The following is a 23,867-nucleotide window of genomic DNA, read 5'->3' on the forward strand; positions in this document are numbered from 1 at the left end:
GGGCACAAGGCCGTGCTCGGCCCGGCTGCAACCCCGACCACGCGTCCGACCGGGCGCGGGTGCGAGCCCACCAATGTCCCCAGAGCAATGGGGACGACCAGCTCGAGGCAGTGCCCCAGGACGACACGGAGAATGAGGGTCCTGCCGCTGCCGCGCCGCGCAGCGTCCCACCAGCCAGCACGCACACCGACTGCGCACCTCTATCGATTGCGCAGCCCTACGGCGGGCGTCTCCGGTCGGTCTGCGCAACCGGCCGTACACGTGGACTGCGCAGGACCTCGGACTCGATGCGCAGCCACATGCCGATCTGGCACGGGGCTTCGTTGCGCTGCCGCGGTTGCGTATCCACTTGTCGCACGGGCTTGGCACATGGGGTCGGCCCGACCATGAGCCCGACCACGGCAGGTAAGGGGCTCGTTGCCAGATCGTGGCCTATGGCTGGGTGCTGTGGCCGCCGGCCCGGTCAGGACTGGGCGTGAGTCGGCGGCATGCATCTCGCAAAGTCCTCGTCACCGGCGAGGCCTGCAGCCGCACTGCCCGCCACAAACGCGGTACCAAACCCCGCAGGGCAGGCTGACAAGCCAATGCGCAGTTCAGCACACTGAGCGCATGCGATACGAAGAGAGGACGAAGCTCACCGTCGTGAGAGCCCTGGTCCCGGTGGTCATCATCCTCTCCGCCCCGGTGCTGCTGATGGCCGGAGCGCCAATCCGGCACCGATACATCCGCTACGTCCACCGGGACAAGGCCCCACAGATCCTGGACAAGAAACGGGGCTGGGTCAGCGTCCACTACTTCGTGATCACCAGCCGCCTTCTCGAATGGTTCTGCTGGCCCACAGAAACGCTCGCGCGTCTCACGTCCCGTCGGGGGTGAACGACGAGCCAGGGGCATGCATCGGACGCGATTCGTGTCTGCATCAGAGCGAGTGAGCGGTGCTTCCGCCGCACGACGCTTCGAACCAGGAGTCCGCGTGAGACCACGCGAGGAGACGGACAACGCGGAGGATGCGGTGGGTACGGTCGCGGTCCCGGTCTCCACCGGAGAACTATTGGCCGACCATCCGCTGGTTGGCAGCGAGATGTATAGAACTCGTTGGAATCCCTGGCGGCACTGCTCTCCTCGCAACGGCTGGGCCGATACCCCGCCGGTCGGCGGGAGCCGCGATCGCCGCCGAGACTCGCGCTGAGTGGCAACGGCGGTGTGCTTCGGCTCAAGGGCTGCCAGGGGAGAATGAGCGGCATGACACGTCTCCAGGCTCCGTTTGGCAGGTGGGATCCCGCGTCGCTGAGCGAAGTTGTTGCGAGGTTCTCGGGCCTGGAGTCCTGCTGGTGGGTGGCTGGAGGTTTTGCGATCGAGCTCGCGGTGGGGCAACGCATTCGGAGCCACGGGGACATCGACGTCTTGCTGTTGCGGCGTGACCAGCGAGAGGCCCAGCAGGTTCTGGCGGGCTGGCAATGGTGGGCCGCTGATCCACCGGGGAGCTTGCGTCCGTGGGCATGGGGCGAGGTCCTGCCCCTGAGAGTTCACGACATCTGGTGTCGGCCCGGGCCAGACGACCCCTGGCGTATTCAGGTCATGCTTGATGAGTCCCGCGGCCAGGAATGGGTGTCACGGCGTGACCCTCGGGTGTGCAGGCCGATCAGCACTCTCGGGATGACCTCGGCTGACGGCGTTCCGTATCTGGCTCCGGATGTGCAGCTCTACTACAAGGCCAAGACACCTCGGCTGAAGGATGAAGAGGACTTCGAGGCTGTGCTGCCCGTGCTCACGGATCCGCAGCGACGCTGGCTTGTCGAGGCGATCTCCAAGACGTATGGACCGCACCCTTGGATCGAGCGCCTGCAGGCGTGACCCTGCAGGCCAGTTCACCTGGCCGGTGCCTCACGGGAGTCGTGGAGATCGCTGGTTGGGGCTGCCGGGTGCGTAGTTCTTCCAGGTGGCTCCGGCATCGGTGGCGATGCGGGTGGCTAGCCGGACCAGGAAGTCGTCAGCCTGGGTGGTCTGCTGGCGGCATCCCCGCGTCGTGCTGATGCCCGGAGAGCTCTTGGCTGCCTTGGCACGGGGCTTGCAGAGTCGATGCCAGGTGGCGAAGTACTCGAGCAACCGAGCGTGTTCTGCGTCTTCAGTGGCGGCAATCCGCTGGGTGAGCCACCGCTCGGACAGCAGGAGTCGCCGGTCAAGGCGAGGCAGCACGCCGCTGTCCAGCAGGAGGTCGCGCAGGTAGACGGCGGTCTGCCGGTTCGGCTGGTGTCGGCGTACTTGTGAAGGTGCTCAACGAAGTACGGATGAAGGTGCCCAGCTGGGTGTTCGTCTGTGGGCTCGGGCAGGTGGACGCGTGCGACCATTGTGTTATGGAGAGTCCTGGTCCCTTGTTTCGTCGGCGCTTGTTGCTTGAGTCGCTGACCGTGCTGGCGGCTGATGCCCAGTCCCAGGTTGCCTGGCTGGCCAAGCACGAGGTGGTGACGGATGAGATTGCCCTGGACTTCGAGCACGCCTTTGGCATGGCTGAGGTCCTGGTGGATGAAGGGCGGCTCGGTCACGGTGTCCTGCCTGACCTGCAGGAGATCGACGCCGTTTTGAGCGAGATGAGCGGTGCGGAGAACGCTGATCGATGGACGAGGGAGGCGTTGTCCGTCGACGAGGGGTGGAGTCAGGCCCGGCTGGCCGCTCGCCGGGTACTTGTGGCCGAACTGGGTGAGTGGCAGCAGCCGCTGCCGGAGATTTCTGTCATCCGGTGACGGACTCCCCGTTATCGCTGGTCAGAGCACCTGGGTTTCCCGTTCGATGGCGGCGAGCCGGTTCTTGAGCCGGTAGCTGGGGCCATTGATCGAGATCACCTCACAGTTGGCTCCGCTTCAGTCGCGGCGCTGGCCACCCCCGACATGCCCCTGCGCCCTGGCCTGGGCGATCACCTGATCCAGCGCCGGCAGCAGGTCTTTGAGGACATCCACCTGGCCTCCCTCGCCCGTGCTGCGCAGCGTGAGCGAGACGCCATGGATGCGGCGCAGGCGATCCTCGATGGCCAGCTTGGGGAGATCCTCGCACACCATGCGCTGCAGGTACTGGGTCAGTGCCGCCCCCTCGGTCAGAGAGCACCAGCCCTCCGGCACATCGAAGAAGAGCTCCAGCCTGGTGGCGTGGTCTGCTCGCGCGCTGCGATCACCGTTGCGCAGCAGCCGGATGTGCTGGAAGGAGATGCCCGTGCCCTTCTCGATCTCCCTCAGCGAGTACTCCCGGCCGTTGTTCAGACGTGTACGCGTCAGGAACTGGAGCCGGTTCTGGAACAGTTTCCGACGGAATGCCTCCCTGGCCTTCTTCTCGGACGGCTCCGCTTCAGGGGCAGCGCCGTCCAGGAGAGCGCGCACTCGCTGGGGCTCGATGCCGGTCCTCTTCGAGATGTGGGTGACGTCCAGGAGCCGGTCCCGGCTGGTGCCGAGCTGCTGGGCGTAGGCGTCGACCTTACTGAGCAGCTCGGCAATGTTGTGCACGGGTGCCGGCTCAAGGGCGGCTTCATTCACCTGAGGTTCTCTCCAAGGGGGCCACGGCACTCAGCAGTGCCTAGGAAGCGTATATCCCAAGTGGTCCAGGCCACCATTGGTTCCTTAATAGTTGACCAGTGAAGCACGGGTGGCTATGTGCGTGAGCATCGGAGATCGGTGAATCGTCAATGCTCCTCTGACGCTGTTGCGGCCGCGGAGCTACCTGTCCTGTCTCCACGCCAAGCGTCTGCCTCCGCGGAGACCGACACGGCGTCGTGAACACCGCTTTGCCCAGCCGGACTGATCGGGCACGGCAGCCTGCACCTCCTCGTATCCGCGCCACTCGGGGGTGATTACTGCCCAGAACACCCCTGGAGACACGTAGGCGCCGTAAGGCCCAGCTGACTGAGGCGGCGTTGACACGGTGCCGCACAACAGCGGGGCTCACCAGGGCGGAGCCTCTGCCTTAGCAGCGCCAGCGGTGAGTTCAAGAGCCCGCTGCACGAGCGGTTGCCCCATGTGGTCGGCGACGCTGACGAGGTGAGAACACTCCTGTTTCTCGGGTACATCGGTGCCGGGAAGGGCCGGCACGCGCAGTGACTCGGCCACGGGGGCGTGCCGTTCACCTGGCATCGTCGGGCGTGCAGCAGCGTGACGGTGGCCTGGGCGGCCACCAGGCCGACGTCGGGCGACGGGGTCTGGCGGATGAGGTCTTCGAGCGTGCGGACGGGCGCGGTGCTCATCCATGCGGTCAGATGGCGGGCGCCGTCGCGGATTTCGATGCGCCGTCGTCGCAGGGAGAGCCGGGTGTCCAGTCCGCTCGACAGTCGGCGCAACGACCTGGGGCACCTGAGCGTACTCCGCAGCAAACCGCAGAGGCCGGCTTTGGCCTCGCAGGTCAGCCAGCGCCTAGAGCACCGCCATGGCGGCGATCGGCGACGTATGGAGCGGGAGCCACGCAACCACCCATCGGCGAAGAGCCGGGCGTGTGCACCAGCTGGGCTGCCACAGTTGCGTCATCACGTGGGCGTGCCCGACGCACAGAGGCGTCTCCGCGTGGATGAGCAGAGCCGCAATATTCGGCGAATGGAGCATGGTGCCGACGGCGCGGTAGATGGCGGGCGTCGCGAGGAGGAAGACGGCGCCGGCGTGCACGAGCGCAGAAGAGGTCAGCTGTAGCGCCGGGTCCAGCTCCCGGCGAGCCACCATCGCTTTTGACCACGCCGAGGCACAGACTCAACATGGCCGTGATCAAGTTGAATGTGGTAAGCGCCCCTTACCGCATGGGATCAGATCTCCGAGCGGCGGTTCGAGAAGCTGCTCGTCATGGAGTTTGTGGCAGCGCTGCTGTTGTCCGGGTCGAGTAGCGGCAGCACGACCGTTGCGAAGACCTCGGCGGTGAATTCCTCCTCATCGCCGTAGCACGACCGCAGCTGCGCAGGCCGCGTCAGGACTTCCTCCGCCACGCCAGGGGGGAGGGAAGGCAGATCGAGAAATGAGCCTGCAGTCACTTCGGCGCCCGCGGCATGGGAGGGTCCGCCAGCCAGCAGGTGGCGCAGCTCGTGGGCCCCTGTGTGCCGCCGCTGGCTTTCACTGTCGCGCGCATTGGTCACGATGAAGTCCGAGTCTGCGAGCACACAGAAACCGCTCACGTGCGGTGGGAGCTCCAGCTCCAGGAAGAGGATGTCGCGTCCTCGGCGATGGGCAACGGCGTCGACCAGGTCCTGGAATCGGTGACCCGGCCTCATGCCCAGATCGTGGTAGAGCCGCCGGGCTCGTCGGCTCTCACGGGCCCAGGCCAGATTCTCGCTCAGGGACCCGCCAAGTCGAGACAAAGCCTGCATCGCGCTTGAGACGCCGGCGCGGCGTGCGTTGGCTGATGCGCCGGGGGTGTGCATGGGTTAAGACTCCCCCCGAAAAGCCGTCGGCATCAGCTCCGCACGATGCGACCACTGCTGACCCCTGATCGCCTTTGGCATGAGGTGAAGGACTTGCTGGTCCGTGAGCATTGGTCGGCGCATGCTCGACGTCCCCCTTGACGTGGTGACAGGTTGTGACTGTCTGTTGACCTGGGACGAGACAGTATCAGCCCGGGCAGTCACAACGTCCAAGTCCTTGAGGGGGCGGAAATACGGAGTGGTGTTTGGTGAAGCACCGCCCCGCAAACCTGTTCAGGGTGACACGAACGGAGTCAGAAGAACCGGAAGTTCGCGGTCGCAGTTGGAGGAGAACGACGGCTCGGACTCGGCCGTCGGGTAACCGGGGGCGGGACTGAGATCGAAGCGGGTGAAGAGAAGATCGAGTGCTGTAGAAGCCATCATGCGCGCTAGCGGAGCACCTATACAGAAATGGGGGCCATGTCCAAAGGATAGGTGGCCGCCCGGCGGACGCGTGACGTCGAAGGCATCGGCCTGCGGGCCGAAGTGGTCTTCGTCCCGGCCCGTCGCGGCGACGCAGACCAGCACGGCCTCGCCTTGGCGGACCGTCACGCCTGTGTCCGGGAGTTCGATGTCCCGGGCGGCGTACCGGAACATCACCGTGCTGATTGGGCTGTAGTGCCGCAGAGTCTCCTCCACCACCGCGGACCACTTCACCGTTCCGCTGCGGACGAGCCGGAGCTGGTCGCGGTGCGCCATCAGGTTCTTGGCAGCGTTCGTGATCAGATTCCGCGTCGTCTCATGGCCCGCGAAGAGGAACAAGAACAGCGTCTCCATCAGTTCCTGCTGGTCAAGACTGCCGTCCTGAGCGTCGTGGGCGGCGAGGAGCGCGGTGGTCAGATCGCCGCCGGGCCTCTCGCGTCGCTGGGCAATCAGCTCGGCGATGACGGTACCGATGCCGGCCTCAGCTGCCTGGGCCTGTTCCGGGGTGGAACGGCTGTCGATCAGAGCGGTGTAGTCCGCGGCAAGTCTCTTGCGCACCGAGCGGTCCTCGAGTCCGAACAGACTGCAGATGACGCCCATGGGCAGTTCGAAGGCGAACGTGCTGCGCAGGTCGATCGGGTTACCCGGCGCCATGGCGCCCAGGTTGTCTACCAGCTCGCGAGTCATGTCTTCGATCAGCGGGCGCAGCCGCTCCACGCGGCGGGGGGTGAAGGCGGAGCTGACCAGCGATCTGAGCCTCCGGTGATCGGCGCCGTCCTTGGCGAGCATCCCCAGAGTGATCATTTTCAGCAGGGGCCAGTCACCGGGTACCTCGCCGGACTGCAGCGCTGCCCAGTGGCGGGGATCCTTGCGGAAGTCGCGGTGGGCGAAGACCAGTGAGCCGGTGCCGCGGTCGGCGGTGGCCCACACTGTCAAGCCCCCCGGAAGTGCCACCGGGACAAGGCATCCTGACTTGCGGATCCGTTCGCCCTCCTCCCACACGTTGGTGGCGAGCGGGTCCAGGCTCAAGAGGTGGTTCGTCATCAACTGCCTCCAGCCGACGTCGGGCGGGTGCGCGAGCGGGGCGCGCGGGGAGTGAAGGACACGGACAGCGAGTGCAGAGCACGCACGATGATGCTCGGTCCCCAGTTCTGCGGCCCGTAGGGATCGGCAAGGGTCATGACCGGCAGTCGCTCCGACAGAGACTCGACCGCGCATCGCACGATCGTGTGCGCCAGGGTGGGGACCGGACACTCGTGTGCGCCGGCGCCCCAGGCGAGGTGTGAGTCGTTGTGTCCCGTGTACGAGCCGCGCGGCTGGCTGGGCGAGTTGAGCCGCGGGTCGATGTTGGCGGCGGCCAGGCCCAGTATCAGCAGCTCCCCACGCTGAATGTCAGCCTTACCGAGGCGGACATCGCGCACGGCGATGCGACCGAGGACGTTCTGCACGGGTGGCCTCTCCCAGAGCGTCCGCTGCATTACGCCCTCGATGGCCATCCACCCTGCGAGAAGTTCCTGCTGCATTTTCAGCGTCGTGACCAGCTGTTCCAAGGTGTTGGCGATCCAGTTGGACGCGGACGGCATTCCGGCATTCAGCGCCAGCCAGACCTGCGCGCGAATCTCCTCGTCATTCAGTGCCGCCTCGGAGCTGATGAGCCAGGACATCGCGTCGGCTGCAGGTTCGACGCGGCGACGGTCCACATGGGCCCCGATGATCGCCTGGATCTGCCGGTCTGCCTCCGCAGCCTCCTCGCCGCCCTCCAGGAGCGCCGGGATCTGCGACAACAGCAGCTCTCCGTCTGCAAGGGGGAAGCCAAAGAGCCGCATAAGGACCAGCAGAGGCAGGGGCGCTGCGTACTGGGCGACAAGGTCGGCCTGCCCTGCCTCGCAGAAGCCGTCAATCAGGTGGTGCGCCGTATCCGTGGTGTACCGGATGACTCGCGCAGTACTCGTCCGTGTCAGGCTCTCTGCCAGAGCCCCACGAAGCCGTCGGTGTTCACCTCCACTCGCGAAGAGGGCGTTCTTCATCGGCCGGGTGTGCAGTTCCAGGGGCCAGTCTTCGGGGAGTTGGTCCCGCTCGCGCCACAAGCCCAGGTCCCGGCTGAAGGCGTACGGCTCCCCGCCCACCACTTCCTTGATCTCGGCATAGCCGATGACGAGCCAGGCAGGTACCCCGCTCAGCGTCACCGGCACCACATTGCCGTAGAGCTCCCGCATCCGCCGGTACAGCTCGTGCGGTTCCTCACGCATATCAGCGCTGGTCAGGGGCCATGCTCCGCCGTGTGCAGGACAGGAAGCCGGAGGTAACGGCTCCTCAGGCGTAGATATGGAGGGGTCAGGGAAGCCAGTCATGACACCGAATTTCTCAAGTCGTCCTGGACGCCAGGGCGGCTACAGACAGAGGAAGCTCCGTGGCGGCTGCGTCCGAGATCTTGCTGCACCCTCAGCCGGGTGTCAACAATTGAAGACGATGTGCAGGCGGGTGTGAGCTGGTCAGCGCAGGTCCGCCCTGAACTCGTTCCAGGGCGGACGGGGGCCGTCGGCCGTAGAAGGCGCTTCGCGGCCCGCGGCCGTGAAGCGAACGGAGCTCGGCGCGATCCGTGTGCTCATTCGTCGGGCTGCATTGAACCGTCGGCCTCCCTTCGGATGCCTTGCCCGCTGTCGGGCCGGGCTTGGCCGTCCCGGACCGATGCCCTACCGATTACGCCGTAGTGGGCGGGGCCCTCGTACTTCGGGCGGGGGTGATGCACACCGGGAGGGCAGAACACCTAGCGTCGCGCCAGTACCACCACGACCACCACGACCAGAGCCACCGCGTACCCCACCAGAACCGTCGGCGGAAGCCAAGGCTGAGACAATCCCGCGTGCCGTGCCTTGCGTGCCTTCGTCACGCACTCGTGCACGCCGATCAGGCCGCCCGCCAACCCGAGCAGATGCACATAGAGGTGCCAGCCCGAGTTGTCGAGGACCGTCAGCGCGAAGGCGCCGCCGCCTGTCAGCACCGTCGCCCAGAAGTACGCGATGAACGGCACCACTTCCGGCTCGTTCTTCTCAACCGCGCTGTCCGACACTGCTTCCTCGCCCCTTCGCTGTTGGTCGTGCTGGCGATCGTTGATCAGTTGCCAGAGACGCGGTCGCCCACCCCGAGGTTGTCCGACTCACGGCGACGGACCGCGAGGCCGTTCTCACCCTCTTCAGCTGCCGCTTGAAACCCTCCCCGCGCCTCCTGTAGGAGGGGCCGGAGACCAGGGCGGTGACGCTGCCCCTGACGCGCCGTTGAGGGGGAGACCAGACGAGGGATGCCTGCTCCCCGCGCACGCTGGGATGCGAAGGGCCTGGCTGCCCTGTCTCAGAAGTTAGTCGGCCGAATGCCGCTGACCGCGTGGATCGGCTTGAATGAGGCACGTGGACTCGGTTCGTTGAGACAGCCGGAGACTGGCCGTGCCGAAAGCCCGCAGGACGGGCAAGCGGCTGCAGTCACCCCACGAGTCGGGCCGAGCGGGCGGCGACATGTGGGCGGCTCGACGGGTGGATGCGCTGCATCAATGCGGTGCGGTGCGGACACCGACATCCCGAAGACGTGACCGGCGGAAGCAGCAGGGCCGCCAGCTTGCGCCTCACGACGCCTGCCTGATCGCGGTCCACCCAGCACTGTTGAAGGCGGCGTCGCCGGGCGCGACCATCTTCGGTTCGCTCTTGTTCGCGGTCTCCTGCATGGCGCGCTTGGTGGCGGCGCCGGAGAGCTTCCAGTCGCCGTCCGACCAGACGACGCCCGCCAGGGTGCGGGTGTAGCTGCTCTGTTCCTTGGCCGTCTCACTGTTCTTCTGGGTGACACGGGCCAGCACCCACGCGCTGACCTCGTCCGGCGAACTCTTGATGATCTTGTAGCCGATCACGGTGTTCCGCGCGTACGCCCCGGGCGGCAGCGGTCCGCTGGGCTTGACGCCCATGTCCATGTGGAGTTGCTTGTCGGTCTGGATGGCCTGGAGCTCGATCTGCTCGGCGTTGTCCGACGTCTGGTCGGTCTTGTCGACGTAGGAGTTGTAGATCCGCAGCTGCTCGTCCTCGGCGGACTTGTTGCCCTCCATGCCGGTGTTGTTCGCTGCCGCCATCATCGCTGCGGCGCCCTCGGTGGTGTGCGGGAAGCCGACTGGGCTGCCGTGCCTGTCCGTCCGCAATCCTCGAGGAAGCACCGTCCAGCGGTCCGGCTCGGTCCAGCCGTCCGGTGCCTGGTAGGTCGGGGCTGCGCTCGGGGAACCGGAGGCATCCGGCTTCCCGCCGCCCTTGGCCGTGTCCGAACCCCCGTCGTCCCCGTTCAGCGCCAGATAGCCCGTCAGAGCCATGACCACCGCGACCATTCCGCCCGCGGCCCACATCCCCCTGGTGTTCCACATACCCCTGGTGCGTGACACGTACGCTCCCCCTAACCTGCGATGCCGTCGAGAATCGTGATCAGCGACCCGGCCAGCAGAATCGGGGCGATGCCCCCACCCATCCACTTGAACGGCTTGCTGCCGCCGCCGTGCCGGCTCTTGTCCGCAATGGGCGGCTTGCAGACACCGAAGCCGACGCCACCGGCACCCGCCAGGACCAGCAGCCACAGCCCGTACCGAACAGCTTGCTGGCCGGACCGGTCAGTCCGTCGATCTTCGTGGCATTCGCGCCGGGGATGATGTCGTCAACCAGCGTGAGCGTATACACGTGATCAGTGTCCTTCCATCTGGAGGCGCAGCTTCTCGGCGCCGGCCTGAACTTCCTTGTCTCCCAGGGCCTGGTTTCGACCGTCCGCAAGACCGTTGGGTACGGCACCCTCGCGGTCCCGGCCACCCGGGCCTCCAGCGGCTTGAAGCGGTAGCGCGCCGCCCGGACCGGAGATCGGCAACCAGCATCAGCGGGCAGAGCAGCACCGGCCTCGCCGTACGGGACTCCCTCATTGCGGGTGCAGCACGCGGGCCCGGCCGGATCTCGCTGGGTCCAGCATACGAGCGATGGTTGCAATGGCAATGTCGTAGCTGTGTGTCGGGGTCAGTGCGCATCGAAGGGCAACCTCCCCGCCAGTCAACGGAGCTGGAGTCTCCGAATGTGTGATCACGCAGCAACTCCCCCTGTCTAGCTGTGCTTGCAGCACCTTAGCCTTGAGCTTCTGGGACTACAGAGGTTAGCGTGATCCCCTGGTAATCCTGAGTAGTATTTTTCGCGTCGGGGGAGGTCAGATCGTCGGTGCCGCTCTGCAGTCTGGTCGTGATCTTGTCTCGGCCATCGGAAGAACCGGGTCCGGATCGTGGCCTCTTGGCTCACTTCGGAGCGAATCATTTGTGTTCGCGATGTCAAATCCAGGACGGGGTTCGGTGGGGGCTTGTTGCCGTGGGCGGCAGTCTCTTCACTGGCGAGTCCACACTCGCTTCGGGCCGCTATGCCCCGATCATCGCTGGCTCTGTCCACCACTCTCGGCGCCGGCCGAGTGGTCTCAAGGCTCACCAACACCCAAGGTGTCTGCAATTGTTGACACTGTGGCCGCTGTTGCACGAGGATCTATCGATGTTGGAGCTGGCCGTCGTACGAGCCCGACGACGTACCAACCTGCCTAGGTGCATCTCCTTGCCCGTGCAGGCCTACTCGACGGGCGCCTACATCGGCAGCTGCCGACAGCGCGTACGGGGAGATTGAGGTGACACACGGCATTCAGGGGAGCTCGGTCCTCGCGGCCACGATTCGCGAGGGCGCCGGGCAGAGGCTTGCCCGTCAGCTTCTTCCGGGGGGACGCCGGATGGGACTCACGGCACCTGCAGAAGGATGCCGTACAGGGCACGCCAGCACAGCCGAACCAACCAGGCATCGCGTGCGGTCGAAGGCAACGACCGCACGCGGCGGCTGAACCGTAAGCACCCCCGCTCGAAGACTGTTGCGACCGGTCGCTCGGCGGAAAGCACCACCGGCACAAAACGTGAAAGACCGTCCCTTGGCGAAGGGACGGCCATCACGGACTCGCCCGAGTCAACGCACCACCAGATCAAGGACCGAAAACCCGAACACTGGGGTGCTCTAGCAGGCGTGTGCGACCACGCCACACCCAGGTTAGACCTGCCCAGGTCTCGCCGGGCACTATTCCCCGGCAAGATCCAGGTCTCCGTGGGGGCCAGGGCACCTCGTCCACACGAGGGGTGAACCATGTCACCACTTGCTATTGCCGTTCCCGATAGGTGTGGGGCACAGCACCCGCACAGGCGTGAGGCTGCCGAACGACGCCTGTTGAAAGGCCTGAGCACTGCGGCGGCCATGGCCGCGCTGCTGCTCGGAGGCTCACTCGCCACGGCGCCCGGTGCCGCTGCCCACGGCAGCGACATGTGCGACAAGAACATCGCCAACCACTGGCGGCACGCCGTCGAACAGACCTACACGCGCCTCGGCCCGGGGAACCCATTTCCGCAAGCAGTACGGGATGGGACTCGGCTGGAGAATCCACGTCACGTGCCAGGCCACCAACCACCACGGGAACGTCTGGTACTACGGGAGCTTCGGCGGAGAATCCCATGGCTGGATCTACTCCGCCTACCCGGCGCCGGGGCGCTACATGTGACGTGCGGCCCTACCGTTCGGGCCCGCTCAGCCGCTAGCTGACTGGCCTTCTCCTGATCCCCTGGTCGGTGTCCCCCGCATCGGACCGGGGCCGGCCGGCCGCCAACGTCGTTGTGGCGCGCAATCCCGCCACCCATCCCGTGGTGCGGATGTCCGGCCCGCCCGGGGTGCCGCTGGTCGACGGCACCCCGGGCTCCCGTGACCGTGCCCCGGCTCGCCGCGATGCTCTGGGGCTCTGTCGGGTGCCTCTTCAGAGTCGGACGTATCCCGCCAGGCCGTTCTACAACGCCCCGCGCCCGATCTCCGCCGTGATCGCGAACGTGATACCCGACGACGCCGACCGGGCCCGGGACACGGGCTGCCGCCACCCGGCCGCAGCAGGGAGGGTTGAGATGCGCTCGGCGCTCGGCGCTCGGCGCTCGGCGCCACCACCGACCGGCCGTGGCCGGAGCGATTCGTGAGGACCAGGCCATCGGCCGGCCGGTATCGACTCCGCCGCACGCCGGCATCGACGACCGTCTCGTCACGGGGTCGTCGCGGCGTGCGCCAAACGGCTGCGCGGAGTGGCTGACCGAGATACGACGCGCATCGCCTGTCCCATCCACGCGACCAGCTGCACCCGCTGAGCGGCGTCGCCCCCTATACTCGGGAGCCCTGTCCATGGTGTTACCCACCACTGACCTCGCAGCTCTTGCTGACACTTCGTCGTCCCCTGGTGTCGCCGCGATCGTGGCGCCCGACGGCGACGACGCCTATGCGCGCGAGGCCGCCTTCCACGGCTGGCAGAGCATCGTGGTCACGCCCGCACCGCCCTCGCGTCTCCGGGCGCACACCACGGCACGTTCTGCCAATGGCCCACACCTGGTGCACGTTCAGCACACAAGTTCCCTGCGGCAGACCGCCCGGACGCTCCGCACCCATGGCGTGAGCGCCGTGGTGGCAGGAAGCCCCGCCGGAGTGGCGCTCGCTGACCAGCTGGCGCAGCACCTCGGTCTTCCCGGCGGCAGCCCGGCGACCTCGCTGGTGCGGATGGACCGCGGGTTCCAGGCCGAGGTCCTGACGCGCGCGGGCATCCCGGCACCCCGCAGCATCCGTACCAGCAGTCTCACCGCGGTATTGAGCTGGGCGGAGGAGACCGGACTGCCCGCATACCTCGTGGCCCCGGCGGACACCGCCGTCGACGCACCGGCCCGTCTGTGCCGGACCAGCAGCAACATCGCCGATGCCTGGCAGGACGTCCGGCGTTCCGCCCTCCGCCACGGCATGAACCCGGGCGTCGTCGTGCAAGAGGTCCTGGCAGGCTCTCGGTACGTGGTCGATTCCGTCACGGGACGCCGCCTGGACGGGGCCCGGGAACACACCATCACCGCGATATGGGCCGAGACCAGGAATCGCGAGGGGTGTCAGGACCGGTCCGACCTCCTCGACCGCCGGGGCCTGGTCCCCCGTTCCCTCTACCCCTACCTGCTGCGGGTGTTGGACACGCTGGGCGTGGCGGCCGGAGCGGTCCGCAGCCACGTCACCTTCACCGACAGGCACGGACCCGTCCTTGAACGTGCCCAGATGGCCCCACCTCTCTCCGCGGCCGACGCGGTCCTGCGGATGCTCACCGGCCGCGACCACGTGGGCGACACAGTCCAAGCGATCCTCCACGGTCTGCCCCCGGCTGCCCCGCGCTCGGTGCGCCCCCACATCGCGCGTGTCTCACTGATCGCGCCGGACGGCGGGGTCCTCGATGAGCGGATGCTCCGCACAATCATCACTTTGCCCACCGTGGCGGCGGTCGTAGGCGACCTGCATCCGGGGGCCCGGGTGCCTCGCACCGTCGACTCCGCCACGGTTGCCGGCGAGCTCATTCTGGCCGCCTCAACGCGCCGGGCGGTGGACAAGGACTACCGGGTCATCCGGTCTGCCGAACGCCTGGGGCTGTACCAGGGGGCTGCACGACAACCATCCTGAGCTCCGCCGCTCCCGCCCCTCCAGCCCATCCCGAGCACGTCGGCTGGGGCAGCATCCTGCGCCTGCCTTACAGCGCAGGTCTGTTGGCCACCACGCTCTTGAACCGCCCGCCGCTCGGCATGGCGTCCTCGCCATGCCGCTGACGGCCAGGGCAGAGGGCGGCACCACGCACTCAAAAAGAGAGATGGACTTCACGATCATGCGATCCATCACGACCACACGCCAGCGGCTGATTGCCGTCACCATCGCCGTCGGACTGGCCGTCGGCTTGGCCGGCTGCGGCCACAACGACGACAAGAAGCATGCATCGCCGACCTCCAAAGCGGCGCCAACTTGTACGCACGCGGTGCAAAGGTGTCCCTTCGTACCTGTGCAAGTGTCCTTCCAACTGCCCCAGTTCGCTGCCGGCACCATCACGATTGCCGAGTGAGACAGCCATGGACCAGACCGCCACACGCTCGCCGGGCCCGCACCGCGCCAACCGCCATTGCCGCATCCATGCTGGTGGCCGCAACTGTCATCGGCGCAACCACCACCCCGGCCGATGCCGCCAGCACAAAGCTGCCGCCCGCGGCCAGCCGCGTGCCCAGCTTCGTGGCTACGCCGAACAGCACCCGGTGGCCAGCAATTCAGCCGAAGGGGCCGCCGTAAGAATCGGCGGGTCGAAGTGTCGTACCTCCGGCCGCGAAGCTGATCCCAGCACTACGCCCGACAGCTGCAGCAACCGCCAGCCCCACTGTCCGGCCGACGGCCCTCCGCCTCACGCCGCCTGACCATCACTTCCACCAGACCAGCGGTCAGCCTCCGCAGACCCGCACAGGAGACCTGCATGCCGAGCACACCCAATGCGCGCCCTGACACCCCCACACCCGGCCCGGCCTACACAGCGCCGCCCAGCTATCACGCACACTCAGCTCAGAGCAGCACCGCCTCGTGGACTGCGGGAACCACCTCGCCCCTCCCCGCACTCCCATACGCACCGCGGGTTGGGTGCAAGATATGCGGTGCTCTGGAAGCCGCCGATGCGGATATCCGGGCTCACCAGGGGCTGCTTGTCCTCATGCGCTTCCACACCCTGCCGGGACCGTTCTGCCGAAGCTGCGGGATCTCACTGACGCGGGACATGACCACCAAGACGCTCTGGCAAGGATGGTGGAGCCCCATCTCGCTCATCGCATTCACACCCTTCACGCTCCTGGCGAACCTGCGCGCCTACCGGAAGTTCACCAGGCTCCCGCATCCGGTTCCCCGGAGCGGAACGCCTCTGGCCGAGGTCAGGCCGGTCCACGAACGACCGCTCGCGTATGTGGCCGCCCTCCCGGCGCTGTGGGCGTTGTGGTACATCGCCGGGGGGATCGCCAGGATGATCACTCAGGCGCATTGACCGCTGCGCCAGGTCAGGTTCTTCGGCAGGCCACCAGACCAGAACAACCCCGGGAGCGGACGATGGACAGCACCACGGCGGATCTCTGCCACGGTGAGCGGAATAACCCTGTTGGTGGGGGCGTTTCTGCAGCCCCTTTTGCGGCATCGGCGGCGAGGCCGGTGAGGAAGGCGTGGGCTGGCACCGGCACATCACCCTGGCCATGCTCGCCCACGCGTTCCTCGCGGTAATGGCCGTACGAAAAAGGGGTGAGTCGGCCGACACACCCGACCTCGTGGACCTCACACCAGCCGAAATCCGTCGTCTGCTGGCAGCCGAACCCCGCCACCGTCCTGCACGCCGCGACCACGTGCTGAACTGGTCCCGATGGCGCCGCCGCCACCGGGCCCGTGCCTGACGCTGTCACTACATGCGGCGCAGGCCCACGTTGGTGGGGCAACCTGCCCAAGTCCGTCCCACGCATGGCACACCCGCACACCCTCGCCGTGCTCCTCACCGCTAGGCCGCTGACCAGCAGAAATACAGGAGTCCGGCTGGAGTGCTAGGGCGGTCTCTAGCTCGCCCGTCTCTCCCGGCATGTCAGCAAGACGGCCAGGGCCGGGACCGTTCCAGCAGCGCCCCACCACAGGACGCCGGAAGCAAGCGACAGACGCTCCACATCACGCGTAAAAGCAAAGGTCAACACGACCAGGACGACAGGAAACATCGCAACAGCCAGCCCGAATGCCGCGCTGCGACGCGCCAACCGCACCGATGACGCGTTACCTGCCGCCATACGGACTCCCGCGACGATCAGCGCACTCCCCACGAGGAATAGCGCAACGGTGAACGCACTGCTGGAAACCGCTTCGACAATCACGCCGACCGCTATCAAGAGAATCCAGAGGCCAGCGAGCAACGGCACCACGAACATCGCGAAAGCTCCCCACACGCGGGACCGGTATAACAGAGACGTTATACCGGTCCCGCGCCGGTAGGATCAGTTGGCAGCGGCCCGGCACGGTCGGTTCGTCCTCTACGTGCTCAACCGTTCGCCCGTCCTCGTCTTTCTTAGCCCAACGCTTCTCGCCGGGGGCGGCCCGCTTATCCGAAGGAGCCATCCCTGGTTCGAAGGAACGCGGGTTGACGTGCAGCTCCCTGCCCTGGGCGTCCTTGAGTGGCTCCCCCCTGCCCTACGACGGGCACGGTGTCGGGCACCTTGCTGTTGTCGACGGTTCCGTCGGCGTTGACCCAGGGAGGGAGGGACGCAGGCTCTGAGGTGCTGGATGCCGGCCCTGAGTCCGGCCCTGACGCCGACGCCGACGCTGAGATCGACATGACCCCACCGGCTGTGGGAACGGCGACCGATGGGGCGCTCTTGGCCATCGCATGGCTGTCGCCCCAGCCGACCAACTTGCCATCCCTGTACGGGCTGCCGTGCTCGATCGACCAGATGGACTTCTTGTATCCCCCGTGGTCTGCCGGCGCGGTTCGTGAGAACCGAATACTGACGATCAGCTACCCATGGAGCACCCTCAGTTCGGAAACACGTACTGATCGACAACGAATCCCCCCGGCGAGGCTGTCGACCCGCGGACCATCGAGCCACGGAGACCCGGCGTCAGAACACCTCGCTCCCAGCGGGGGCTGGCGGCCATAGCACCTGCGGCGTCCTGAGCCCCCACACATCTGGGACCGTTGAGTCGCCGGTCAAGGTCTCCGGTTTACGTGGCGCGTGCGCCGCCGACTGCGGGCGCCTGAGGGACTGTTCAGCGGCTTGCAAAGTAGTGGGACAGCCACCTCCGTGGTCCTGGAGGTGGCTGTCCCGGGGGTCGCCGGCCCGCGGCGCGGAGGGGGTTGCGCAACACTTCATGTCCCCTCCACGCCGCCGGAACTCTGCGACTTTCAGCGGGCAGTCACCTGCCCCACCCCGCCGGTGCCTACCGGCGGGCGTATTCAGCGAGTTCGGGGTACTCCTGGGCCAGTTGCTCGCGCAATCGCAGGGTCTCCGCTTGATCCGACTCCTGCTGAGCGGTGGCCACGACTTCCTCGGCTTCCTTGGCCTGGCGTCGGCCTTGTTCCTTCTTGCGTTCCTGGTGTTCGGCGTAGGCCTCATCGAGGACTTTCTGCCAAGCCTCCGACGCCTGGTGGCGTCGCGTCTCGTTCTGGCGGGCGAGTTCCCCGGCAAGTCGTTGGGCTGCGGCTGCGGCCTTGGCTGCACGCTCCCGGCAGTCAGGGCACAGTCCGTCGGCCGGAAGCTCACCCCTGCCTGGCCGGCGGCAGTCGGCATCCGCGCATTCCCATCGGACTCGGGTGGCCTCCTGCTGCCGAGGGCCGGGGACCGGGCTCTTCGGACGGCTGCGCCGGTCGTGCTGCCGTTCCGGGCAGGCCCGACACGGCTCGCCGTCGTCGATGTCGATCCCGTCCTCGCAGCGTGCATTGCCGCAGGGCTGCGAGCTGATCAGCCGTACGACAACGCCGGGGTAGCTCCTGATCTCGCCCTGCCGGTCCTTGTCCGCGAAGCTCCAGGCGTACCAGCGCCGTTCGAGGCGGGCGGCGATCTGTTCGGCGGTGCGCTGAGCCGGTCCGGTCCCCAGGGTCGCGAGGATCGCGTCTCGTACCGTCGGCGGGCGATAGGCGGGCATCTTGGCCACGAGGGAGGCAGGGTAGGCGCTCTCCACGAGCTTGACTGCCCTAGCCTGCTCCCGGGTCATCCGCACCTGGTTCTTCTTGCTGGTGGCCTGCTCAGGTGCCTTGACGTCGTTCGTCACGGCGGAGCCGCTGGGCTCGCACGTCCTACTACCTGTAGTAGCCCTGCGGGCGTCACCGGCGCTTCGCGCCGAAGGCGCCTGCTCGTTCTCCTTCTTGTAGTTAAGGGTTCTTGTAGTTATCCCCCCGAACTGAGGGGTCACGTGGCCCCTCAACTGAGGGCCTACATCTGCCCCCAACTGAGGGGAGACGTATCCCCCCGATCCGGGGGATACGTTCTGACCTGCAGATTTGATTGAGTTGGCGTGCTGGATCCCATCGAGGACGGCACCGTCGTACGCCCTGCCCAGGCGCTCGTAGAACTCGCTGAGGGACCGGGAACCGGTGTAGCCGTCGGGCGGGGTGCGGCGCAGCTTGTAGACGTTCTTCTTCTGGGGGCCCTTGCCGTCGGGCACCTTGATCACCTTGAGAGCGCCGATGGCTTCGAGCTCCCGGGCGAAGCTGGTGATCTTGTCGCCGCGTGAGTAGCCGAGCAGCATGGCAAGGATCTCCGTGCTGGGCCACACGTAGCGGTCGCCGCGCTTGTAGTTGAGGTGCATGGCGAGGATCCAGTACAGCTCTTTGGCCTTCGCGCTGACGTCGGCCAGGCCGATCCAGTGGCCGAGCTGGACGTAGGGCAGCTCGTCCTCGGCCTCGACCTCGAAAGGATCCGTGTCGGTGTCCTGGGCGCGGATGGTGGCGAGCATCTGGGCGATGCTGCGTGCTCGGGCGTCGTTCATGGGCGCGCCTCCGTACCGGCCGGGGCCGGTCGGGGAGCGGGGCGGAGCAGATGCACGTGGCATTCCCCCTTCGGGCTAGCGAGGGGGTCTCCAGTGCCGAGGGTCGCGCATTGTGACTGGTCTGTGAGATGGAAAACCGGTCGGTACGTTTTATCCTTGGCAGCGGCGTGGTCGCACACGCCGTCTGGAGCACCCTCAGGGTTTGGGTTCGGTCCTTGATCACTGATGGTGCGTTTGACTCGGGCGAGTCACTGTGGCCGTTCCTTCGCCAAGGGACGGCCACAGGCATGTCAGGGCAGGGCCGTCAGCACGGCACCGGCCTGGTCAGGCGTGGCATGGCCGGGCGCCGCGGCGTTGCCCGGTGGATGGAGCGGCGGGATCGCCGCAACGCGTACTCTGCTCACTGAGTGCGCCTCCTCCTTGGGTGAGTCAGGTGTGTGTCCGAACTTGGGCTGGGCCGAGGGCGGCGTGCTCTATCGCCGGTGGGAAGACCTCCGGCAGGCCCGGCACGCCGGATGGCACGGCGCGGCGAACTGGCCCAAGGCGATCTGCGCGCTGGCCGCACTGTGCCTGGTCATCATGACCCCTCGCCGCCGCCAGCGACATCGTCGGCACCGCACTGCAGGGACTGTTCGACGACGCTCCGCCCTGGGCGCCGCTGACGCCCACGGCCTATGGAACATGGTTGACCATCCGATCCGCACCTATCTGGGGCAGAAAGGGCAACGGGTGGACACGGCAATGCGCGTTGGACTGCTCGGGGTCGCCGGGGTAGCTGTCTACGGAGATGCGGATCAGGTAGCGGGCCACCGGTTCCTCGCCGGCCTTCCGCAGCCGCCGCCGCATGGTCAGCCGGTACGAGCAGCCGGAGCGGGCGTGCTTGGCCTTGGCAACCGCCTTCTCCCGGGCAAGGAGGTCTTCGTCGTTGCTGCTGATTCAAACGCGGACGGTGCCCCGAACGTTGCCAAGCCATCAGCTACATCCGCAATCGAATAGACCCCTTGTTGTCGTGGGGTTTTGTCCGCCCAGGACAGGACGAGGCCAACTGAAAGCCCGGATGTCCCCCCACCCCGGGCAGCGGACTGTCAGGACTCGAATCGACCAGGGAGCCCGGGGGCGGGCCCGGCTGCCGGGAGCGGGGTCAGCTGCACGTCCAGACGCGGCCCGAGTGGATCAAGGCGCCGGATCCCGTGTGCCTTGGCCGGTCAGTTGACGACTTGCACTTCCTGGACGGCGACGCTGAACGGGGTGGTGCGGGTCTCGGTGAATTCTCCGGCGTCGCCGAGAGCTGCCGCCCGCCACTGGACGGTCCATGTGGCCGTGGCCTTCCCCGCGTACTTCTCGTCCTTCTGCCCGATGGACGCGGCCTTGTAGAGGTGGCCGCAGTCGGGTGACGGGTTCTTGCCCTGGGAGGCGTCGTAGGGGGTGCCGGGGCCGGTGCACGTGACCGTTGTGCCGTCGCCCATGTCCCAGGCGATGGACGACACCTTGGCCGTGGCGGTGACCGTGACCCCGCCGGCCGTCGCCGACGCGGAGTTCGGTCCGTACGTCGTGGCCGACTTCCTGACCCACAGCCACATGGGCATGCCCACCACGTACCGACCGCCGGTCCTCGGGCTGGCGATGTCCGGGCCCGCCAGCTTCATGGAGTCAGCCGCCCGGCGGGCCAGCACCTGCGGATCGATCTGCGGCCCGGTCGGTGCCTTGGTCCCGGCCGGGATGAAAACGGTCCGCGCCGTGTCCGTGCCGGGGCAGCTCACCCCGTAGACCGCGCCCTTTTCGCTCTGGTGCCCGTGCCAGTACATGTTCTCCGGCGGAGGCTGCGGAACGAGCTTGGTGTACGTGCAGGAGGGCCCCGACGACTTGCCCCTGCCCGAAGCGCCGGCCCGCCGTAGCCGGCCCGTTGCTGGGCTGCTGCCGCCGTCCTGGGCGCACACCTTGACAAAGAGCGTGGCACCCCGGCAGACGCCCGCGCTGGGGCCATCGGCCCCGTACGCGACAGGCACGAGACCGCCCACCAGAAGCGCTGCGGCCGCTGCCGCCTTCCTCAGCATGTGGGCCCGCCCTGCGGATTGAGGCTGGTCACCATCCACCGACCGTGCCACCGCTCCGCCTTCGCGGTCATGACGTACCGCAGCGGCTGGGCGGAGGGCAGCGGGATCACCTTCCGCGCCTTGATGTCGTACGTCTGGTACTTCGACAGATCCACGCAGTCCGCCAGCGTGGCCTTCGGGGTGGTGGCCTCCATGTCGAGCCCGGTCACCTTCGCGTGGTGTCTGATCTCCCCGCGCACCACAGTCCCGGCCTCCTTCATCCGGGCGAGATCGTTGCGGATCTGTCCGAGCGCCTCGGCCGTTGCGTACTTCTCCACCTCGGTGCCCTTGGCTGAGGCCTTCCGGTACGCCTTCATCTGCTCTGCAGACATGGAGCTGTACACAGCCAGCACCGCCACCTTGTCCGTCTTCTGAGGACCAGCCGACGGCGACACGTCAGCCGATGCCGCACGCGTCGCCGAGGAGTCCTCAGAGGCCTTCCCGTCCCCGTCGCTGCCACCGCATCCCGCGAGCGCGAAAGCCAGCGCCACAGTGCCGCAGAGCGCCACTGCACCGTGCCTTTGTCGAGCCGCCACCATCGGACCACCTCCGTGCAGTCGCGAACAGAACCGGATGACCGTAACGCGCAGCACGAGACCAGTCACAGAAGATCTCGGAGTAGCTGAGCAAACACCCGCCGCCCGCCGCCCAGGTGCACAACCTCCGCGTACGGCATCGCGTACGCAGAGGTATCGGCAACCCGCACCGGCTTGCCCGCATGGGCTGAGCCGGGTAAGCGCCGCGCCCGCGCGGAGGGCAGCTGCAACCCTCCGTGGTGAGCCACACGCGCAGTGATGTCCTGTGAGTCATCGCCCGAGAAGTAGGCCGCGTCCGATGGCCAGGCACGTGGCTCTCCTCGTCGGCACGCGTCAAGCTCCCTCTCCTCTACTCCAGCATGCGTTCTGCGTTATGCGGAACCCAGGGGAAGGGCACGTCCGGCCACCGCGCGGCAGCCCACGCGTCGAGGTCAACGGTGAGAACGGCATTGATGAAGACCTGAGGCGGCCGGTAGCTGTGGGCGGTGACGTAGTGGGTGATGAGGAACGGTGCGGCATAGGCGATGCTGGCATCGCCCGGGATCCGGATCTCGCCATTCCCCTCCGGAGCCTCGTCCTCAGGACACAGGTCGCACTCGTGCACCCCGAGGCAGACATTCATCCACTGAGTCCTCTGAACCGCCTGCAGTTTTTCCACGAACGCAGTGGGGACACTTCCGGTCGAGTACGGCTTGCCAGCCTCAAGCCATCCGATGTTCAGCCGGGTGTACTCCGGGCGGTACCAGAGCGCGTAGAGGCCCGACTCCCCGTCTATGAAAGTGTCATCGTCCAGGTAGTCGTACTCGCTGAGATCTTCGTAGAACACTGGGGCATCCTCCCCGAACAGGTCGGCGGGGGCATAACCACTTGGGCGCGCCAGTAGTCGTCGTTGGCGCTGTAGCGGCGCAGGCCGGGGGAATGGCGCGTGGGCGTCCTTCAGGCGGCCGGTATGGCGGTTCGGCGGGCGTCGAGGTTGTCAGCGACGGCTCGGGTGGGGTGGTCAGCCTCGAGGGTGCCGACAATGTGGCGCAGGTCTCCACAGGGGCGGGGAGCACTCGAACGGCGTGATCAGCGACCTGACTTACCTGGAGGCATCCCCGGGTCCGGGAAATGGACGGTGTCGCCGCGAGTGCCAGGGAGCAGCTCCAATGGGGGAACGCGAGGGTGTTGCTCCGGCGGGACCACCTCGCGGCGCGGAGAGCAGAGGGTTCCGAGCGCCGCCGTTCTGGACGTCGAGGGCCATCCCCACGGCAGCGGGGGCAGATTCGGCGAAGGCGGCAAGAAGGTGGCCGGCGGGGCCGTCCTCGCAAATGTGCGGAACAGGAGTTCTACCTCCCGCATCCCGGCTGGCGGGCCATCTCCGCAGGTGCGGGGAGCAGAAGGCGATCTGCACTGGTTGTCAGATTGAGGAAAAGTAGACCGTGATGTCCTTGGCCGCATCGACAGAGAGGGTTGAGGATCCGAACCTTCAGTTCGGGGTTCTAGAACGGCAGGGCGTCACGGTGTAAGAGGGCGAGCACGCCGCCGTCACTATCAGGAACGCGATGATCTGCCGGACATCGCGCAGTTTGTCCGACCGATTGTTCCTTCGGCACCACACCACGCCGGCGATCGTCGGCAGCCATGCCGCCGGATACAGCACCCATGCGGCGCGCTCCCCGGAATTGCCGCCAAAGTTGGCAAGCGCGATGGCTCCCGAGCTCAGGATGGCTGCTGCGATCCACCACCAGTCGGCGACGGTGGACTTCTCCCGATTCTGTTCGGCGGTCAACTTCTCTCCCCACATGAGTACGGACTCCCGCTGTAGCGGCAGCGGGAGAGCAGTCAACCACTGACGATCAGCCCTGGCGCGCGATTCAGGACCAAGGTGCCGACGACTGCGGACCATGTCGTCGAGGCTGGTGAGGTAGAGGGAGAAGCCGCCCCGGCAGGCGGCGCCTGAGAGAGCAACCGCGATGTGGGTCTTGCCGACTCCTGGCGTTATCGAGGGTTCGGTTCGAGATTCGATTCG

At 67.0% G+C, this 23,867-nt stretch carries 23 protein-coding genes and 3 pseudogenes; 11 read left to right on the forward strand and 15 right to left on the reverse strand.

From position 1 onward, the window contains the following. The first annotated feature begins 609 nt into the window (after nt 1-609). The 3 genes from ACWCP6_RS28500 (at nt 610) to ACWCP6_RS28510 (ending at nt 2,741) form a co-directional block, all read left to right on the forward strand. Complete coding sequence (locus ACWCP6_RS28500; RefSeq protein WP_450935440.1) at nt 610-876, forward strand: hypothetical protein; 267 nt, start codon at nt 610-612, stop codon at nt 874-876. A gap of 366 nt (nt 877-1,242) precedes the next feature. Next, nucleotides 1,243-1,854: a nucleotidyltransferase domain-containing protein gene (locus ACWCP6_RS28505; protein WP_450935441.1), complete on the forward strand. Its 612-nt coding sequence runs from the start codon at nt 1,243-1,245 to the stop codon at nt 1,852-1,854. A gap of 416 nt (nt 1,855-2,270) precedes the next feature. Beyond that, a complete protein-coding gene (locus ACWCP6_RS28510; RefSeq protein WP_450935442.1) occupies nt 2,271-2,741 on the forward strand; it encodes a hypothetical protein in 471 nt (156 codons plus the stop codon). A 21-nt stretch (nt 2,742-2,762) separates the two neighbouring features. Here ACWCP6_RS28510 and ACWCP6_RS28515 read toward each other — a convergent pair. The 8 genes and pseudogenes from ACWCP6_RS28515 to ACWCP6_RS28550 form a co-directional block, all read right to left on the reverse strand. After that, nucleotides 2,763-2,849, reverse strand: a pseudogene (locus tag ACWCP6_RS28515) (AAA family ATPase); the annotation flags it as partial. A 9-nt stretch (nt 2,850-2,858) separates the two neighbouring features. Next, nucleotides 2,859-3,491 carry a hypothetical protein gene (locus tag ACWCP6_RS28520; protein WP_450935443.1) on the reverse strand — a complete coding sequence of 211 codons (633 nt, stop codon included), beginning with the start codon at nt 3,489-3,491 and terminating at the stop codon, nt 2,859-2,861. A 344-nt stretch (nt 3,492-3,835) separates the two neighbouring features. Continuing rightward, entirely contained in the window at nt 3,836-4,444 is a 609-nt protein-coding gene (locus ACWCP6_RS28525) for a DUF6545 domain-containing protein (RefSeq protein ID WP_450935444.1), read from the reverse strand. Between the two features lie 327 nt (nt 4,445-4,771). Beyond that, nucleotides 4,772-5,380: a hypothetical protein gene (locus ACWCP6_RS28530; RefSeq protein WP_450935445.1), complete on the reverse strand. Its 609-nt coding sequence runs from the start codon at nt 5,378-5,380 to the stop codon at nt 4,772-4,774. Nucleotides 5,381-5,653: 273 nt separating this feature from the next. Then, on the reverse strand, nt 5,654-6,886 hold the full coding sequence (locus ACWCP6_RS28535; protein WP_450935446.1) for a cytochrome P450 family protein: 1,233 nt from the start codon (nt 6,884-6,886) through the stop codon (nt 5,654-5,656). Beyond that, on the reverse strand, nt 6,886-8,091 hold the full coding sequence (locus tag ACWCP6_RS28540) for a hypothetical protein (protein ID WP_450935447.1): 1,206 nt from the start codon (nt 8,089-8,091) through the stop codon (nt 6,886-6,888). The genes ACWCP6_RS28535 and ACWCP6_RS28540 overlap by 1 nt, the downstream gene beginning before the upstream one ends. Before the next feature lie 518 nt (nt 8,092-8,609). Continuing rightward, on the reverse strand, nt 8,610-8,912 hold the full coding sequence (locus ACWCP6_RS28545; RefSeq protein ID WP_450935448.1) for a hypothetical protein: 303 nt from the start codon (nt 8,910-8,912) through the stop codon (nt 8,610-8,612). A gap of 546 nt (nt 8,913-9,458) precedes the next feature. Beyond that, complete coding sequence (locus ACWCP6_RS28550; protein ID WP_450935449.1) at nt 9,459-10,253, reverse strand: hypothetical protein; 795 nt, start codon at nt 10,251-10,253, stop codon at nt 9,459-9,461. On the opposite strand from ACWCP6_RS28550, the gene ACWCP6_RS28555 reads away from it, so the two are divergent. The 6 genes from ACWCP6_RS28555 (at nt 10,247) to ACWCP6_RS28580 (ending at nt 15,760) form a co-directional block, all read left to right on the forward strand. Continuing rightward, nucleotides 10,247-10,546, forward strand: a complete 300-nt coding sequence (locus tag ACWCP6_RS28555) for a hypothetical protein (protein WP_450935450.1) — start codon at nt 10,247-10,249, stop codon at nt 10,544-10,546. The genes ACWCP6_RS28550 and ACWCP6_RS28555 overlap by 7 nt on opposite strands. 3 nt (nt 10,547-10,549) lie before the next feature. Next, complete coding sequence (locus tag ACWCP6_RS28560; protein WP_450935451.1) at nt 10,550-10,696, forward strand: hypothetical protein; 147 nt, start codon at nt 10,550-10,552, stop codon at nt 10,694-10,696. A gap of 1,584 nt (nt 10,697-12,280) precedes the next feature. Next, entirely contained in the window at nt 12,281-12,418 is a 138-nt protein-coding gene (locus tag ACWCP6_RS28565) for a hypothetical protein (protein WP_450935452.1), read from the forward strand. A 659-nt stretch (nt 12,419-13,077) separates the two neighbouring features. Beyond that, entirely contained in the window at nt 13,078-14,376 is a 1,299-nt protein-coding gene (locus ACWCP6_RS28570) for a hypothetical protein (RefSeq protein WP_450935453.1), read from the forward strand. Between the two features lie 184 nt (nt 14,377-14,560). After that, a complete protein-coding gene (locus ACWCP6_RS28575) occupies nt 14,561-14,806 on the forward strand; it encodes a hypothetical protein (protein WP_450935454.1) in 246 nt (81 codons plus the stop codon). A gap of 693 nt (nt 14,807-15,499) precedes the next feature. Then, complete coding sequence (locus tag ACWCP6_RS28580; RefSeq protein ID WP_450935455.1) at nt 15,500-15,760, forward strand: hypothetical protein; 261 nt, start codon at nt 15,500-15,502, stop codon at nt 15,758-15,760. A 553-nt stretch (nt 15,761-16,313) separates the two neighbouring features. Here the strand turns inward: ACWCP6_RS28580 and ACWCP6_RS28585 are convergent. Beyond that, nucleotides 16,314-16,673: a hypothetical protein gene (locus ACWCP6_RS28585; RefSeq protein WP_450935456.1), complete on the reverse strand. Its 360-nt coding sequence runs from the start codon at nt 16,671-16,673 to the stop codon at nt 16,314-16,316. A 638-nt stretch (nt 16,674-17,311) separates the two neighbouring features. Between ACWCP6_RS28585 and ACWCP6_RS28590 the strand changes: the two are divergent. Then, a pseudogene (locus ACWCP6_RS28590) lies at nt 17,312-17,416 on the forward strand (DUF6009 family protein); the annotation flags it as partial. A 263-nt stretch (nt 17,417-17,679) separates the two neighbouring features. Here ACWCP6_RS28590 and ACWCP6_RS28595 read toward each other — a convergent pair. Then, nucleotides 17,680-19,227 (reverse strand): hypothetical protein, encoded by a 1,548-nt coding sequence (locus ACWCP6_RS28595; RefSeq protein WP_450935457.1) that lies wholly within the window; start codon nt 19,225-19,227, stop codon nt 17,680-17,682. Nucleotides 19,228-19,674: 447 nt separating this feature from the next. On the opposite strand from ACWCP6_RS28595, the gene ACWCP6_RS28600 reads away from it, so the two are divergent. After that, nucleotides 19,675-20,223, forward strand: a complete 549-nt coding sequence (locus ACWCP6_RS28600; protein WP_450935458.1) for a hypothetical protein — start codon at nt 19,675-19,677, stop codon at nt 20,221-20,223. Between the two features lie 209 nt (nt 20,224-20,432). On the opposite strand, the gene ACWCP6_RS28605 is transcribed toward ACWCP6_RS28600, so the two are convergent. From ACWCP6_RS28605 to ACWCP6_RS28625, 5 genes and pseudogenes are all read right to left on the reverse strand, one after another. Continuing rightward, nucleotides 20,433-21,281 carry an ATP/GTP-binding protein gene (locus ACWCP6_RS28605; RefSeq protein ID WP_450935459.1) on the reverse strand — a complete coding sequence of 283 codons (849 nt, stop codon included), beginning with the start codon at nt 21,279-21,281 and terminating at the stop codon, nt 20,433-20,435. Further along, a complete protein-coding gene (locus ACWCP6_RS28610) occupies nt 21,275-21,652 on the reverse strand; it encodes a hypothetical protein (protein WP_450935460.1) in 378 nt (125 codons plus the stop codon). The genes ACWCP6_RS28605 and ACWCP6_RS28610 overlap by 7 nt, the downstream gene beginning before the upstream one ends. Nucleotides 21,653-22,205: 553 nt before the next feature. After that, on the reverse strand, nt 22,206-22,682 hold the full coding sequence (locus tag ACWCP6_RS28615) for a DUF7919 family protein (protein WP_450935461.1): 477 nt from the start codon (nt 22,680-22,682) through the stop codon (nt 22,206-22,208). Between the two features lie 642 nt (nt 22,683-23,324). Continuing rightward, the gene (locus tag ACWCP6_RS28620) at nt 23,325-23,627 is read right to left on the reverse strand and encodes a hypothetical protein (RefSeq protein ID WP_450935510.1); all 303 of its coding nucleotides are present in this window, start codon (nt 23,625-23,627) and stop codon (nt 23,325-23,327) included. Between the two features lie 105 nt (nt 23,628-23,732). Continuing rightward, a pseudogene (locus tag ACWCP6_RS28625) lies at nt 23,733-23,837 on the reverse strand (ATP-binding protein); the annotation flags it as partial. Nucleotides 23,838-23,867 lie beyond the last annotated feature (30 nt).

The sequence above is a fragment of the Streptomyces sp. NPDC002004 genome, assembly GCF_053593975.1.